This window comes from Bordetella tumbae, from assembly GCF_965139195.1.
In the GTDB taxonomy this organism is placed as follows: Bacteria; Pseudomonadota; Gammaproteobacteria; order Burkholderiales; family Burkholderiaceae_B; genus Bordetella_A; species Bordetella_A tumbae.
The window spans coordinates 66735-80218 of record NZ_CBCSJH010000010.1 but is presented as its reverse complement, the minus strand read 5'-3'; the positions used below and the strand labels follow the sequence as shown (position 1 = coordinate 80218).

11 protein-coding genes are annotated in these 13484 nt (G+C 57.1%); 2 read left to right on the top strand and 9 right to left on the bottom strand.

Annotated features, from left to right (window positions below):
- Positions 1-7: 7 nt before the first annotated feature.
- The 5 genes from ACNA0J_RS13430 to ACNA0J_RS13410 form a co-directional block, all read right to left on the bottom strand.
- Entirely contained in the window at positions 8-1840 is a 1833-nt protein-coding gene (locus ACNA0J_RS13430; protein WP_415819358.1) for an NAD(P)-dependent oxidoreductase, read from the bottom strand.
- A gap of 156 nt (positions 1841-1996) precedes the next feature.
- Positions 1997-3376: an NAD(P)-binding domain-containing protein gene (locus ACNA0J_RS13425; RefSeq protein WP_415819357.1), complete on the bottom strand. Its 1380-nt coding sequence runs from the start codon at positions 3374-3376 to the stop codon at positions 1997-1999.
- A 56-nt stretch (positions 3377-3432) separates the two neighbouring features.
- Positions 3433-4416: a Bug family tripartite tricarboxylate transporter substrate binding protein gene (locus ACNA0J_RS13420; protein WP_415819356.1), complete on the bottom strand. Its 984-nt coding sequence runs from the start codon at positions 4414-4416 to the stop codon at positions 3433-3435.
- A 36-nt stretch (positions 4417-4452) separates the two neighbouring features.
- Entirely contained in the window at positions 4453-5814 is a 1362-nt protein-coding gene (locus ACNA0J_RS13415; RefSeq protein ID WP_415819354.1) for an MmgE/PrpD family protein, read from the bottom strand.
- Positions 5815-5816: 2 nt separating this feature from the next.
- On the bottom strand, positions 5817-6785 hold the full coding sequence (locus ACNA0J_RS13410; protein ID WP_415819353.1) for a Bug family tripartite tricarboxylate transporter substrate binding protein: 969 nt from the start codon (positions 6783-6785) through the stop codon (positions 5817-5819).
- 260 nt (positions 6786-7045) lie between these two features.
- On the opposite strand from ACNA0J_RS13410, the gene ACNA0J_RS13405 reads away from it, so the two are divergent.
- Positions 7046-8026: a Bug family tripartite tricarboxylate transporter substrate binding protein gene (locus tag ACNA0J_RS13405; RefSeq protein ID WP_415819351.1), complete on the top strand. Its 981-nt coding sequence runs from the start codon at positions 7046-7048 to the stop codon at positions 8024-8026.
- A 168-nt stretch (positions 8027-8194) separates the two neighbouring features.
- Here ACNA0J_RS13405 and ACNA0J_RS13400 read toward each other — a convergent pair whose 3' ends face one another.
- Positions 8195-9094: a LysR family transcriptional regulator gene (locus ACNA0J_RS13400; protein ID WP_415819350.1), complete on the bottom strand. Its 900-nt coding sequence runs from the start codon at positions 9092-9094 to the stop codon at positions 8195-8197.
- Positions 9095-9239: 145 nt separating this feature from the next.
- On the opposite strand from ACNA0J_RS13400, the gene ACNA0J_RS13395 reads away from it, so the two are divergent.
- Positions 9240-9893, top strand: coding sequence for a hydrolase (locus tag ACNA0J_RS13395; RefSeq protein WP_415819349.1), 654 nt, complete (start codon positions 9240-9242; stop codon positions 9891-9893).
- A gap of 108 nt (positions 9894-10001) precedes the next feature.
- Here ACNA0J_RS13395 and ACNA0J_RS13390 read toward each other — a convergent pair whose 3' ends face one another.
- From ACNA0J_RS13390 to ACNA0J_RS13380, 3 genes are all read right to left on the bottom strand, one after another.
- On the bottom strand, positions 10002-11240 hold the full coding sequence (locus ACNA0J_RS13390; protein WP_415819348.1) for a Hint domain-containing protein: 1239 nt from the start codon (positions 11238-11240) through the stop codon (positions 10002-10004).
- A gap of 902 nt (positions 11241-12142) precedes the next feature.
- Positions 12143-12313, bottom strand: a complete 171-nt coding sequence (locus tag ACNA0J_RS13385) for a hypothetical protein (protein WP_415819347.1) — start codon at positions 12311-12313, stop codon at positions 12143-12145.
- 16 nt (positions 12314-12329) lie between these two features.
- Positions 12330-13409, bottom strand: a complete 1080-nt coding sequence (locus tag ACNA0J_RS13380; RefSeq protein ID WP_415819346.1) for a YeeE/YedE family protein — start codon at positions 13407-13409, stop codon at positions 12330-12332.
- Positions 13410-13484: the final 75 nt, after the last annotated feature.

The following is a 13484-nucleotide window of genomic DNA, read 5'->3' as shown; positions in this document are numbered from 1 at the left end:
CCACGTGCTAGTCCAGTGTCGTATCCTGCTGAAACTTGATCCCTGCCATGGCTTCGTACAAGTGAGCCATATCGTCGATGTTTGCAGTGCCGCCAATCCCGTTGTGCCCGGTCTCGAAAAGAGTGCGCACGGCATTGGAAATCATCATGGGCGCGCCGCACGCCATGCCAACGTTGGCAGCCAAACGCAGATCCTTGACCATCAACTGGATCTGGAAATTTGCCGATTTCGCCTCCGTACCCAGAACGGGCAACGCCCGTTGAGACACGCCGCTCCAGCCAGAGGTATGTGCCAATACCTCAGCCATCGTGGACAACGACAGGCCATACTTGAATCCCGCTGCGGCACACTCGTACGTGACAAGCCGGCACAATGAAGACACGGCGTTGTTTACCAGCTTGATCAAATGCCCATTGCCTACCTGGCCGCACGTCACAATGTTTGTGCTGATGGCCTCCAGCGCCGGGCGAGCGCGCGCGCAATCCTGTGATGTGCCACCGGTCATGATGGCAATCGTGCCCGCCAGCGCCCAATCCGGCATCCCCGACACCGGGGCGTCAACCCAACCCATACCCATTTTCTGCAACCGGTCAGCGAAGCGCCGGGATTGCACCGGATCGCCACTGGTCATGTCGATGACCAACGATTGTGGTGCCAGCTTCCTCGACAAGCCTTCTGCCGAAAACAAGGCATCATGGACGGCTGCTGAATTAGGCAAGCACAGGAAAATCACATCGCAATGCGTGGCCAGCGACGCCAGATCGTCCGCCGCCACTGCACCTTCGCGCTCGAACTGTCTGCGAACCTCTTCACGTGTGTCGTAGACGTGAATATGTTGTGACTGCATCAGCCGCCGCGCGAGCGATCCGCCCATGGCGCCCAACCCTACAAAGCCTATCTTCATCGATGCCACGTCATGGACATCGCCTGCATGTTCCGCCTGGGCCTGCAGGTTATCGTCCCTGAACCGGGTACCCGCCATGGACTCGATAACGGTGACCATGTCTTCGAGCTGCGCGTTTTTCCCTACGGTATTCAGGCCTATTTGCAGCAACCCTCGAACGATATTCATCAGCGGCATGGGCACGCCTGTCTGCATACCCAACACCACCGCTTGATTTACGTCTTTGATTTGCAGCGCCAATGAAAAATTGGTCGACGCTTTTCCTGCGGCGATGGCAGGCAGCATTTTTACGGTGGTTTGATTGCGCGCCGCCCCCTTGTTCAATAGGTCGGTCATGCTGGTCAATGACAAACCAGCGCCACGGCCCATTGCCACGACCTCCAAGGTCCCGAGCCGCACGCCGGCATTCATGGCATTGTTGACCATCTTCATCGCCTGGCCGTCACCCACGCGGATGCCACAGCGGTAGATCGTTTTGGTAACGGCACGAAGCACCGGCAGCGCACGTTCATATGCCTCGTCAGACGCCCCTACCATCAATGTCGCGCCGCCTTCGGCAACAATGTGCGGACTGGCCGACACCGCAGCATCGATCATGACCACACCACGTTGCTGCAGCTCCAACGCCATCGCATGCGTTTCGGCTGGAACGCCGCTGGTCTGGTCGATGACCAACTGCCCGGCCGACAACCCCTCGGACAGCCCGCCCGGACCAAATACCACCTGATGCACATCGGCACTACGCGGGAGGCACAACAGAATCACCTCACAGTCCCGCGCCAACTGAATGGCCGAGGTTGCGACCTGTGCGCCAGCCTCTGCAAATGCCGAGCACACCGTCGTATTGGCATCCCAAACGTGCAGTTCATGTTTGCCCAGAAATGTACGCGCCAATTGACCGCCCAACGCGCCCAATCCTATGTACCCGATCTTCACTTTTGCACGTCTCCTGTTGAGTTTATGTAGCCTTGGCCGGCGAGCTTGAACTCAGCATCAAAGGACAAAGCGAGATTTTTCAGCGATGAGAAATCTTAACACGAAATTTCTATTATCAGCACAAGTTTCAATGTATGAAACTTCATGAATGATTCTTCATGCCTTCTTTTGCCGGAGCGCGTCCAGCCCAAACACCCGTTCCAGTTCGTCAATGTTGGCGTCTTTACCCAATTCGCAGATTGCGTTCTCGACAGACGTGCGCACTAGATTGGCAATCAGCATTGGCGCTCCGCAGCTCACAGCCTGATCACAGATAAGACGCAGGTCTTTCGCCAATAGCTCCAGTCTGATATCGGCTGTCGGCGCACCAGTCTTCATAGCCGGGACAATGCGCTGAAATGCAACCGTCCAGCCCGGACTCGTACTGACGGTCTGGGCCAACACATCCAGCGGCAAGTCCAGCCTCATAGCCATGGACAATGCTTCGTAGGTGATGAGACGGTTGCATGCCCCCAGCGCGTTCTTGACGAGTTTTGCGGCATGGCCATTACCCGTCTCACCAAAATGCGTGACTTGACTGCCCATTGCCCTTAACACTTTCTCGACCACGACATAGGCAGGCCCGCCCCCTCCGCACAAACTCAATAACGAGCCTTTTCGTGCACCGTCTGGTCCTCCCGCGACGGGAGCATCGATCAATGTGACACCTGAACACGCCAGCTCGTTTGCCAATGCGCGCGTGCGTGCCGGCGAGCCGGTCGTTTGATCCACGATGATCTTGCCAGGCGCCAATCCGTCAATCATGCCGCTCGCTCCAAACAGCGTTTGGCGAACTTCGGCTGCACCTGGCACGCACAGCATGATGATGTCGCAGGCTTTAGCCAACGACGCCAGGTCGGTCGCCCCATGGGCGCCTTGCTGTACCAACGTCTGCACGCGCGACGGGCTTATATCGTAGACATATAGCTTGCTCGCCGCCTGCAATGCCTGCTGCGCCAGAGCGCTGCCCATCGCACCCAGCCCCACATAGCCGATGACTGGCTTGCGAGAGGAAGCTGTAACCGGAACATCGTTCACTGGCGGCCCGGCCTGCCCGCTACGTTCTGCAGCGGTATACAACGAAACTCCTGCTAAGCTGCCGATCACATCAACCATACTGTCTGCATATGCCTCGGCCCCTCGCATATTGACCCCGATCTGCAGCAACGCACGCGTCCCGGCCGCAATGGGCATCGCGGCACCGGCCTCCGCGCCCAAGGCAATCGCGCGGTCCACCTTGTTCAAGACTGACGCCAGCACCCCGTTGTCAATATCTCTGCCGGCAAGCAACATTGGCAGTTCGAGCTCGGAAATACGGCTGCGGCCCGAACTTTGGTTAATAGTCTGCAGCATGCCTGTTAATGACAGTCCGGATTTGCACCCCATCGCCATGACCTCAAGGTTCAGCAATAGAACCGCCGCGGCGATGACATCGTTGACGGCATTGAGTGCCTGCTCCTGTTCCTCTGCATTCACATTGACGCGCTCATCGGCCATGCTCAGATCCCTGCTGTGCTTTGCTGTAGTTTGAGTGGTGAACGGTGACCAACGCGTCATTGCTTCGGCAGTGCCAGATCCTTGATCAAGGAGGCGGTATCAGAGACCTCCTTGCTCAGGAATACTTTGAATTCCGCGGGAGCCAGAAAATACGGCTCCGTGCCATCGGACTGCAATCTGGCCTTGATTTTGGGATCGTCTAGTGACCGTCTTAACGCCTCAGACAATACCTTTACGATGTCTTCTGGGGTGCCCGCCGGAGCAAACAGTCCCAGCCAGTAGTAATACTCAAAACCCGGCAGCCCTGCGGAAGCTACGGTCGGCACTTTCGGCAACACGTTCAAGGGCTTGTCGGCTGTGACTCCCAATGCACGCAGGCGTCCGCCTTCCAGATTGGAAGCACTGCTGCCATAAGCGTCGATCATGAAACTCAGGCGTCCCGCGATGACGTCCGGCATGGCTGCACCGTTGCCCTTATACGGCACGTGCAACATTTGAACGTCCGCCCTGCGCAACAGCATTTCAGCGGCGATGTGCGTCGTCGTGCCTACCCCTGCGGACCCGTAACTGATCTGATTGGGCTTGGCGCGCGCGGCCTCAATCAACTCAGGCAGAGTCTTGTACGCCGAGTCCGCCCCCGCGACGACAATGGCAGGCGAACGCACCATCGAGGCAACGGCGACGAAATCTTTGTTAGCCTCATAGCCGGGCTGAGCGTTCAGAGCCTGCTGAATGGCAATCGTGCCGCCGGTCGCCAGAACGGTATATCCATCGGGATGCTCGCCCTTGGTATAGCGAATACCTACCAGCCCCCCTGCCCCCGTCCGGTTTTCGACGACGACCGGTTGGCCCAGCTCTTCGGCCATGCGCTGGGCGATGATGCGCGTGGTCACATCGCCCCATCCGCCCGCAGCGACGGGCACCACCACACGTATGGGCCGCGATGGATATGCATCGGCGCCGAATGCGCCGACCGAGCATGTCAACATCAACGAGGCCAATAGCGCCCGTCCCAAGCGCGTAAATGCCGTTTTCTTCATGTCTCTTCCTGTTTTTCTTTATCGGTGAATACGTTCTCAGCCGTTGCGCAGGCTGACGATCAAGTCCTGGATTGCCGGCACCGAAGGGAGGGTACGTAGCAAGTCGAAACTGCGGGCTATGGCCCCGGGGCTGACGCCGCCATACGGCATCAGGGTTTGGTATTTGTGGCTGATCTCGTCCCAACTGATTCCCCGCACCGCAGCACCCTTGGGAAATCGAACGGTTTCCTCGATCACCCTGCCGTCCTTGGTTTCGATCTTGACGATGGCCCCGCTTTTGTAGAAGCCTTTGTCGGGAACGTCCGCATCCACGCGCGTCACGCGATCGAACAACGATCGGATACGGTGATCCTGGATCTTTTCCGGGAAAGCATGTTGCCAGCTGTAGTCATGATCGGCGGCACCCGCCGCGGCGAAATAAAACGGGCTGTGCGCGATGCCGATCAAATCCGTAGGATGCTTCGGCCCGGGAAATGGATAATCCGGCATGGTGAAGTAAATCTGGCTGATATCCGACACATCGAGATCTGCCTGGCGCGCAGCATTTGCGGCAGCCTCCGCCACAGCATGAAACGGTGATCCTCCCGGAACGAGCTTCACACCAAGCTCGGTCAGAATGTTCCATTTCCTGCCCAATTGGCCGATCACCTCTTCGGCGTCTGCGCCATTGCCCAATGTCTCGAAAAACCCTCGTTTCATTTCAAACGTGGCCAGCTCAGCTTGATAGCCCAAACTGGCAGCCTGTGCCGCATATACCCCCATCATGGCCGCATTACCGGCCTGGTATTCACGAGACAGGCTAGTCGCAGCAGCCGCATGCAGCCCTCCCATAGACGTAGCGGCCAACGCCAGCGCATGAGCGGACGATTTCGCATCAAGCTTCAACAGCCGCGCCGCAGCTGCTGCCGCGGCAAAGGTCGCCACCACGCAACCGTGAAAACCCTTGCGCTGCAGCCCGCCTGTCATGGCCGTATTGATCGTGCCGGCGACCTCGTAGCCCAGCACGATGGCTGCAACGACGTCTTTACCACTGGCACCGCACTGCTGCCCCACCGCGACCGCGGCCGCGCAAGCTTGTGTGCCACTGTGCACGATATTGCGCAAGTCACTATCATCTGATGCTGCGGCGTCACTCATCAATGCGTTCACACGCGCCGCAGCTACAGCAGGCAACGCGTCCCATTGGCCAAACCACGCCGTAGCCTCGGCGTTTCCTCCGCGTTCAGTTTCCAGACGCCGAACGATGTGGCCGGATTCCAGGGTCGATCCCAGCGCAGCGCTGGCCAGCGTACTGGCCACCAGCATCTGGCCGTGCACAACGGCTTCTGATGGAAAATCTCCTAGTTCGGACTCAGTAATGAACTTGCCGAATCGCTGGGCAAGAGTATTGCTCACCATATTTACTCCACACGTATGTTCGCTTGTTGAATGACGTCGCCCCAGCGGGCGGTCTCCCGGACCAAAAATCGTCCGAACTCGTCTGGAGTGGAAGTCTTCGGCGTCAGGGCTACGCGATCGAGTTGCTCGACAACCTGAGGCATGGCCAAGACGGCAGCGATCTGCTTGCTCAATGCAACAGCCTGATCCGGCGGCAAACCAGCTGGCGCTACCAACCCTTGCCATGCAGTCAGGTCAAAATCAACGCCCGTCGTCTCTTGGATCGTCGGCACACTATCAATTTTTTCCACACGCCGGTTTCCAGTGACGCCCAGAATGCGCAACTTGCCTGCCTCCAGACCGGCAAATGCTCCCGGCAACGTCAGCATCGCAACATCGACCTGAGCGCCCATCAACGCAGTAGTTACAGCGCCCGCGGACGTGAAAGGCACATGCACCAGATCCATTCCCAGCCGCGACTTCAGTAACTCCATGCCCAAGTGATTCCCTTGGCCGATGCCTGAGGAGCCATAATTCAATTGACCCGGGTTGGCTTTCGCGGCCGCTACCAAGTCGCTCAGGCTCTGATAACTCGACGTGACAGGAACCGCCACAGCGAACGCAGACTCAGCCAAGCTGGAGATCGGTGTAAAGCTCTTGATGGGGTCATAGCCCACTTTGCGATACAGATGAATGTTGCTGGTATGGCTGGTAGACACGACCAACAAGGTCCGCCCGTCAGGTTTGGCTAGTGCGACTTGCGCGGTGGCAATATTGCCTCCCGCGCCGGCCTTGTTCTCGACAAAGAAACTTCTCGACGTTGCCGTACTCATCTGTTCGGCAAGAATACGCGCCAATACATCCAGGTTACCGCCCGGGGCAGACGCAACGACGATTTTTGTAGGGCCTTCTGATGCTTCGGCAGCCACAGCCGGACTGCCCCAGGCCAGCGTACAGAACAGCAGGCACGTACTACTGATTTTTCCGAACACTTTTGTCTCCTCGGGGGTAAGCCACACGGCCAGATTCATCACCATTACGGGGATCCAGCTCGTCAGCACACGGCGACTCTAATCGGTTCAAACGCCCCTGTCAAATTTTAGGAACCAGTTCCATTAAATGAAACCAACAAACAAAAGGCAAAAATAAACTATTTTTCAGCAAGTTCCAATTATCGAAACTAAAACTGATTAATGAAACTGTATGATGCGGCTGATCAGATTGAAAACACCGACAAGAAGGAGATGCCCCCATGACCCCGACCAGACTCTGCCTGATTGCTGCCGCAGTCTGTATCGCAGCGGGTAGTGCCCACGCCGCTCAGCCAGACACCTACCCCAACAGACCTATACGGATGATTGTCGCGTTCAGTGCAGGCGGCTCGACCGACACCGTCGCGCGCTACTACGCCGCAAAAATGGGCGACGTGTTAAAAACCAATGTAATAGTGGAAAACCGGCCGGGCGCAGCGCAGATGATAGGCATCAATGCCGTTCTGAATTCCGCACCGGACGGCTACACAGTCTATTTGGGCACAGGCAGCTCGCTATCCCAGAATCCTGGCGTCCGCACGAATCTCACGTACGACCCGCTAAAGAACTTTACGCATATCGGCTTGGTCGCCACCACCCCAGGTCTGATTGCCATCAGCCCCGCATTGCCGGTCAAGAATTTTTCCCAGCTGATCGCCTATGCCAAGGCCCATCCGGGTGAACTGAACTACGGTTCGTCGGGCATGGGATCGGCCAGCCACCTGCAAGGTGAATATTTTCTCAGTCTGACCGGCGTGCAAGCCACGCATATTCCTTATAAGGCCGATGCCGAAATCATGACGGCCATGTCAGGCAATTTGGTGCACCTGGGCATCTCGCCATTGCAAGGCGCGATCAGCGCAATACGCGCCGGAAAGGTACGCCCACTGGCCATTACGAGCGCGAACCGTATCGAGGCGCTGCCTGATGTGCCATCGGTCAATGAGCTTGGCTTTAAGGAACTGCAGGCGATCGATCCGTATACCTATTACGGTTTGGTCGGCCCGGCTGGCGTACCCTCAGAGATCGTGGCCAAGTTGAATGCTGCGGTCAACGCAGTTTCACAAATGCCGGAGACACAGAAGGCCATGGCCGACAACTATTTCAAACCCGCCACCAGCACACCGGAGTCATTCAAGGCCTATATCGCCCAGGACCTGGCAAAGTGGCGCAGCTTCAGCACCAAGATCAAGCTGGATTGATTGAATAAGAGCACGCTCTACCTGAGCCCAGCATTGCCCCGGGCTCAGTTTTTTTGTGGGTTGCACTCTGCTTTCGAGATCGTAGATAGGATCATCCAGACCCACCAGGAAATTGATGGAATCCTCATCACCATTTTGCCATCGCAATCGAGATACGAACAAGCACGGTCAAATCTGGCGAGCACTCCCCTGAAGATACGGAGCGTGCTCGAAATATTCGATCAGCAATTCAATCAAGACTCGTATTTTCCGTGCAGGATGCTGCCCAGGCGGGCGAATGACATAGATACCTGCCGGTGGCGGCGGATAGCCTGTCATGACAGGCACTAGTGCCCCAGACGCCACATATTCATAGGTGACGCAGTCAGGCAGCCAAGCGATGCCGAGCCCCGCCGCCGCAGCTGCAGCCAGCGCGATGCCGTTGTCGGCTTTGAAGCGGCCCTGCGGACGAACGCTGACGGTCTTGTCACCGTCCATGAATTGCCAGGCCTCGGTGCCTTGCATGAGTGCCTGATGAACGATCAGATCATCCGGCGTCTCGGGCGCACCATGCGCGTCGATATAGTCGGGGCTTGCAACGAGCTTGCCGTACAGCGGCGCGACGCGTCTGGCGATCAGGTTGGAATCCGGTAGATAGCCGACCCGTATCGCACAATCAAAGCCTTCAGTAATGAGGTCAACAAAGCGATCACTGTAAGAAGCATCAATATGCAATTGCGGGTGGCGCCGTCCCATGTCGGCGAGCACGGGCGCAAAATGATTGGGGCCTAGAGACAGCGGCACCGCCACTCTCAAGCGGCCACGAAGGTCGCCAGTAGGCAGGATCGTTTCCCTCGCCACGTCGATCTCGGCGCAGGCCCTGGCGGCATGATCTCGAAACGCGGCCCCGGCCTCCGTCAACGCGGCGCCGCGCGTGGTTCGCGCGAGCAACTGGGTACCCAACTCTGTTTCCAGCCGCAAAAGCCGCCGGCTGACGATCGATTTAGAGATACCGAGCCGGCGTGCAGCGGGCGATACGCCGCCCGCATCTGCAACGGCGACAAAGGTCTGCAGGTCTTCGATATCCATTCAGCGTTCCTTGTTTAGCGACACAGCGTAGCAAAAAAGGCCGGTACCGCATCATAAATGGAGATGCCAGAATCCATTCAGGCAGCACGGCAGTTCGAGCGTGCCTGCCGGCAAACCCATTTCACTTACTGCAGAGGATGTATCAATGACCTTCCGTAACGGCTTGGCTTCGCTTCTTCGCCCCGAGGATTCAGTACTCGTCCTGATCGACCACCAACCTTACCAGCTTGCGAACGTGAACAGTCACGAGCCACAGATGGTGGTCAACAATTCAGCCGCACTGGCAAAAGTCGCCAAGGCCTTCGACGTGCCCACGATCCTGACGACCGTGATCGCCAGGCAAGGCGGCCTCCTCTTTCCTCAGATCACCGATGTGTTTCCCGGCCAGGAGGTCATCGACCGGACGCTCATCAACACCTGGGAGGATAAGAAGGTCGTAGATGCGGTCAAGGCAACGGGCCGCAAGCAACTGATCATCGCTGGTCTGTGGACGGAGGTATGCGTCGCGATGCCCACCATTCAGGCCCTTGGCGAAGGCTGGGATGTCACCGTGGTCACCGATGCATCCGGCGGCGTGTCGGTCGAGGCACACGAGATCGCCATCCAACGCATGATCGCCGCCGGCGCCAACATGATGACGTGGCTGGCAGTGGCATCGGAATGGCAGCGCGACTGGGCGCGCACCGAACACATCGGCGAGTTGACGGAAGTCATCAAGCACCATGCAGGCGGCAGCGGCATAGCGTTTTTATGGGAGCAACAGCTACTCAATACGCCTGTGCCGAGCACTGCGCGCTGATCTCGCAGCAATAAAAAAACTTCCCACGCATGTACCGGATACCGGTACGGCGTGGGAAGTCAGTTTCTATCAACAACGGTGCCAGGACCCGCCTGGCACGGGTGAAGATTAGCCGTAAGCGACCATCAACTCTTGGTCTTGTTCTTGCTGCAGCTTTTCAGCGCGGGCAGCGTAGACGGCTTGCAGACGCTCGAGTTCGGCACCCTTGCGCAGAGCAACGAAGCCCGGACGGTCAGCACGGCGACGCTTGCGGTCTTCCGGACGCAGAGCAGCGACGTCGGCGTTCTGGAAGTAGTCGCGGTTGCCACCGTCGGCCCACGATTCGGACATCAGGCCATGGGCGCTGATCACGTCGAACTGATCGAGTTCTACGTGGAAGTACTCGTAGCTGACGTGGTGCGTTTCTTGATAGATCGTCTTGCCGTTGACCATGTCTTGAGCGCGAACCAGTTTGCCTTCGACCAGGATGTGGTGTCCCGGCGAAACCACGATGTCCTTGCTGGGCACGTTCTCAGCGATGGCATCACGGACGATGCGGATGGGCATGTGCTCGGCACGGCGATCGGCGGGGATGCGCTTGGTGTAGGTCTTGCGGAAGCCGACCCACTTGACGGTGCGCTCGCCGGATTGGCCGATGACGACATCGCCTGCGACCAGGTCTTCGATGGCGACTTCGCCCTTGGTCGTTTGAATCATGGTGCCACGCAGGAAGCACACGGGCGAAACGAATTCGCCGAAGCCAGTGGTGCCGCCGTGGTCAGCGATGATGGCGTCGTAGTCTTCTTGGCTCAGGTTCTGAACATTGAACGTCACCGGGCCGCCACCGACGCCGAGGATGCCACCGGGATAGTTAAGCGTACCGGTCTGGGTTTCTGCGTTGTAGGTAAACGTGCCGTTGGTACGATCCCCCACCGACAGCGTATCGCCTACACCGAGGCTCTCAACGTTGAACGTTTGGCCAGTCCCGATCAGACCACTGGGGTCATAGGAGAACACGCCGCCGCCGTCACCGGTGAAATTGATCGTTTGATTGTTGATCAAACCAACGTCGACCGTAGGACCATTGATGGTCAACGCGGAGCCGTCACCAACGTTATACGTAGTGCCGCTCAGAGCGCTCAGATTGGCCACACCAAAATTGATCGTCAGGTCGCCGCCATTGACCAAATTGTACGTGGGGTTGCCAACTATCGAAACGCCAGCGGCAAAATTCGCGGATGTGGAGACGCCATCAATTGTCAGCGTGTTAGTGCCAAGCGCAGTGATCGACAGCGTATCGCCAGCGTCGTAATTACTTTCATCAATTGTCTGATCGCTCGAACCAATATTTACACCAATGATCGCCATGACATTCTCCGACGCAAAAGTTGCCAAAAGAAAGCATCCGTGAAGGATATCTTCACGAACTGCAAAAAATAATACTGGTATTGCCTATTCAACAGCAGCATTCTCAGATGATTTCAAATATTTTTGAAACCATTTTTTATTTCCAATTGTTAAAAACAACACAATACGACTCTATATTCTTTCAAAGAGCTAAATTATCACAGTGAAATGTACAAACACATGTCATTAACCCGTATATTGTTATAGCTAATTGCATATCAAACGCGCATAGATATTTCCATTGCAACTTAAGTGAAACAATGCTGCAACACTATGGATTGACACATTTAGCACATTGATTGCATGTAACGACAAAAAATATGACTAGAAAAAATACGTCGAAATAGGTAGCAATTTGGAGAGACGGCTTGTTTTTCGACGACAAACGACAGGCCATCTGTCATGGATGCATTCGCTTCCAAGTTGGCTTGAATCAATGGATTTCTAGGCTGCTCAGATCTGAGGGTGATCTACAAGGATGTAAAAACATCGGCCATAATGTGACATGACATGAAAGAATTGCAGAGGGCACCGCACAATGGTGAACATGTTGCAAACCTCGGCAAGCTGATTTCATCCACCCCATCACGGAGCCTTTCTATGCGTTTCGCTGCTTTGCTGTCTCTCACTCTCTTGGCCGCCTGCGCCAGCAAGCCTCCAACGCCGGTAGTGATTCCGTCGGAATCTCAGGTTGACCAAGGCAGCGCAACGCCCGCGGAGTTGCCGCGGAAATAGGCGCATCTGAGGCCCATGCGATTGCTACAAAGACATCTGCCTGCGGTAGCGTCAACGCCGCCGCAGGCAGATCAGACAGGATGGCGTCGCGGGCTAGGCCGCGACCGTAGCGAGCAGGTTTAAACGCCTCAGAACGTTGATGCGCAATGCCCTCCTGTGGGGGCATGGCCGGAGCCCGCTGCGATGAGCGGCGGCTCCAATCGAACGTTGACGGGTTTGGACACAGCCCAGTCCCAGGCAAAAAAGGCAATCAAACCCAGCCAAAAAACCAGCGTGAGTGAGGATAGATTTTTCTTCATGATCTGCACGCCCAGCTTAAAACGCAAAGTGGCGACGAACCCGTACGCCAATCAATGAACCGCAAAACGCTAACGGCACCCAGATCCAGCCGTGCAAACTGCCGGTGGAAATGCCGCTGACCATGGCGCCGATGTTGCAGCCAAAGGCCAGACGCGAACTGTAGCCAAGCAAAAAACCCGCGATGATGCCGACCAGCCATTGCTTGCCGGTCAAGGGCGCTCGCTGCGCGGCAGTTTGCCCCGCAGCGACGAACAAGGCTCCCGCCAAAATACCGATGTTGGTGATCGAGGTAACGTCCAGGAATACCGATTGCGACAGGTTATTGAGATTGACGGACTGACTCCAGAAGGCATTCGCCGTTGGGTCGAATAGCCCAGCAGCAGTGGCGAGCTTTGCGGCCCACAGGCCAAAGCCATACACCACACCCCACGGTTGACCGGCAATCAGCAGGTTCAGCATCGCCAATGCGGCCAACAACACGGCCCCGATCAGCAGGCGCCGGTTGAACCAGCTGGCGCCCCCGCCGACCCAGGCGCGTGCAGCCAAACCAAACACGACCAAGCCGATCAATGTCAGCCCAAACGCCTCGCCTGCGCCAAACGTTTTTACCAGGCTGACGGGGGCTGTCGCGCCCAGCTGCAGCCATTGCTCCAACTGAGCCGAGCCCAGAAAACTGCCGATCGCAAACACCGGCAATATCGCCATATTCAACGGCACGCCCATACCAGCCTTGTACAGCGTGCCGGAGCCGCAGCCGTCGGCAATCTGCATCGTGGCGCCGAATACGAACGCGCCAATCAACAAACTGACACTAGGTGGGCCTAGCGCTGCCCCCAGATCCGTCGGATATTCGGCCAGCAGCGGCATGCACACTGCCGCCGCGATTGCGAGCAGTATCAATTGCGCCATCACGCCGCTGGGATCGCGCTGTTCGATCAGGCGTCGCCACCCGGTCGTGAATCCGAATCGCGCGCCGGCCAGCACACCCCCCATGCCGATGCCAACGAGGAATAAGGCCGCCTGACGTAACGATACGAACCAGGCCAACGCCAAGAAAAACGCGGCGAATACTGCCGCCAACGGGAAACGGGTCATCACATGCCTTGAAAAACCCCGGCGCTCACGCCGGGGAAAAGGATGCAACCAAGCGGCTGCAAAATTTTGAGTTTG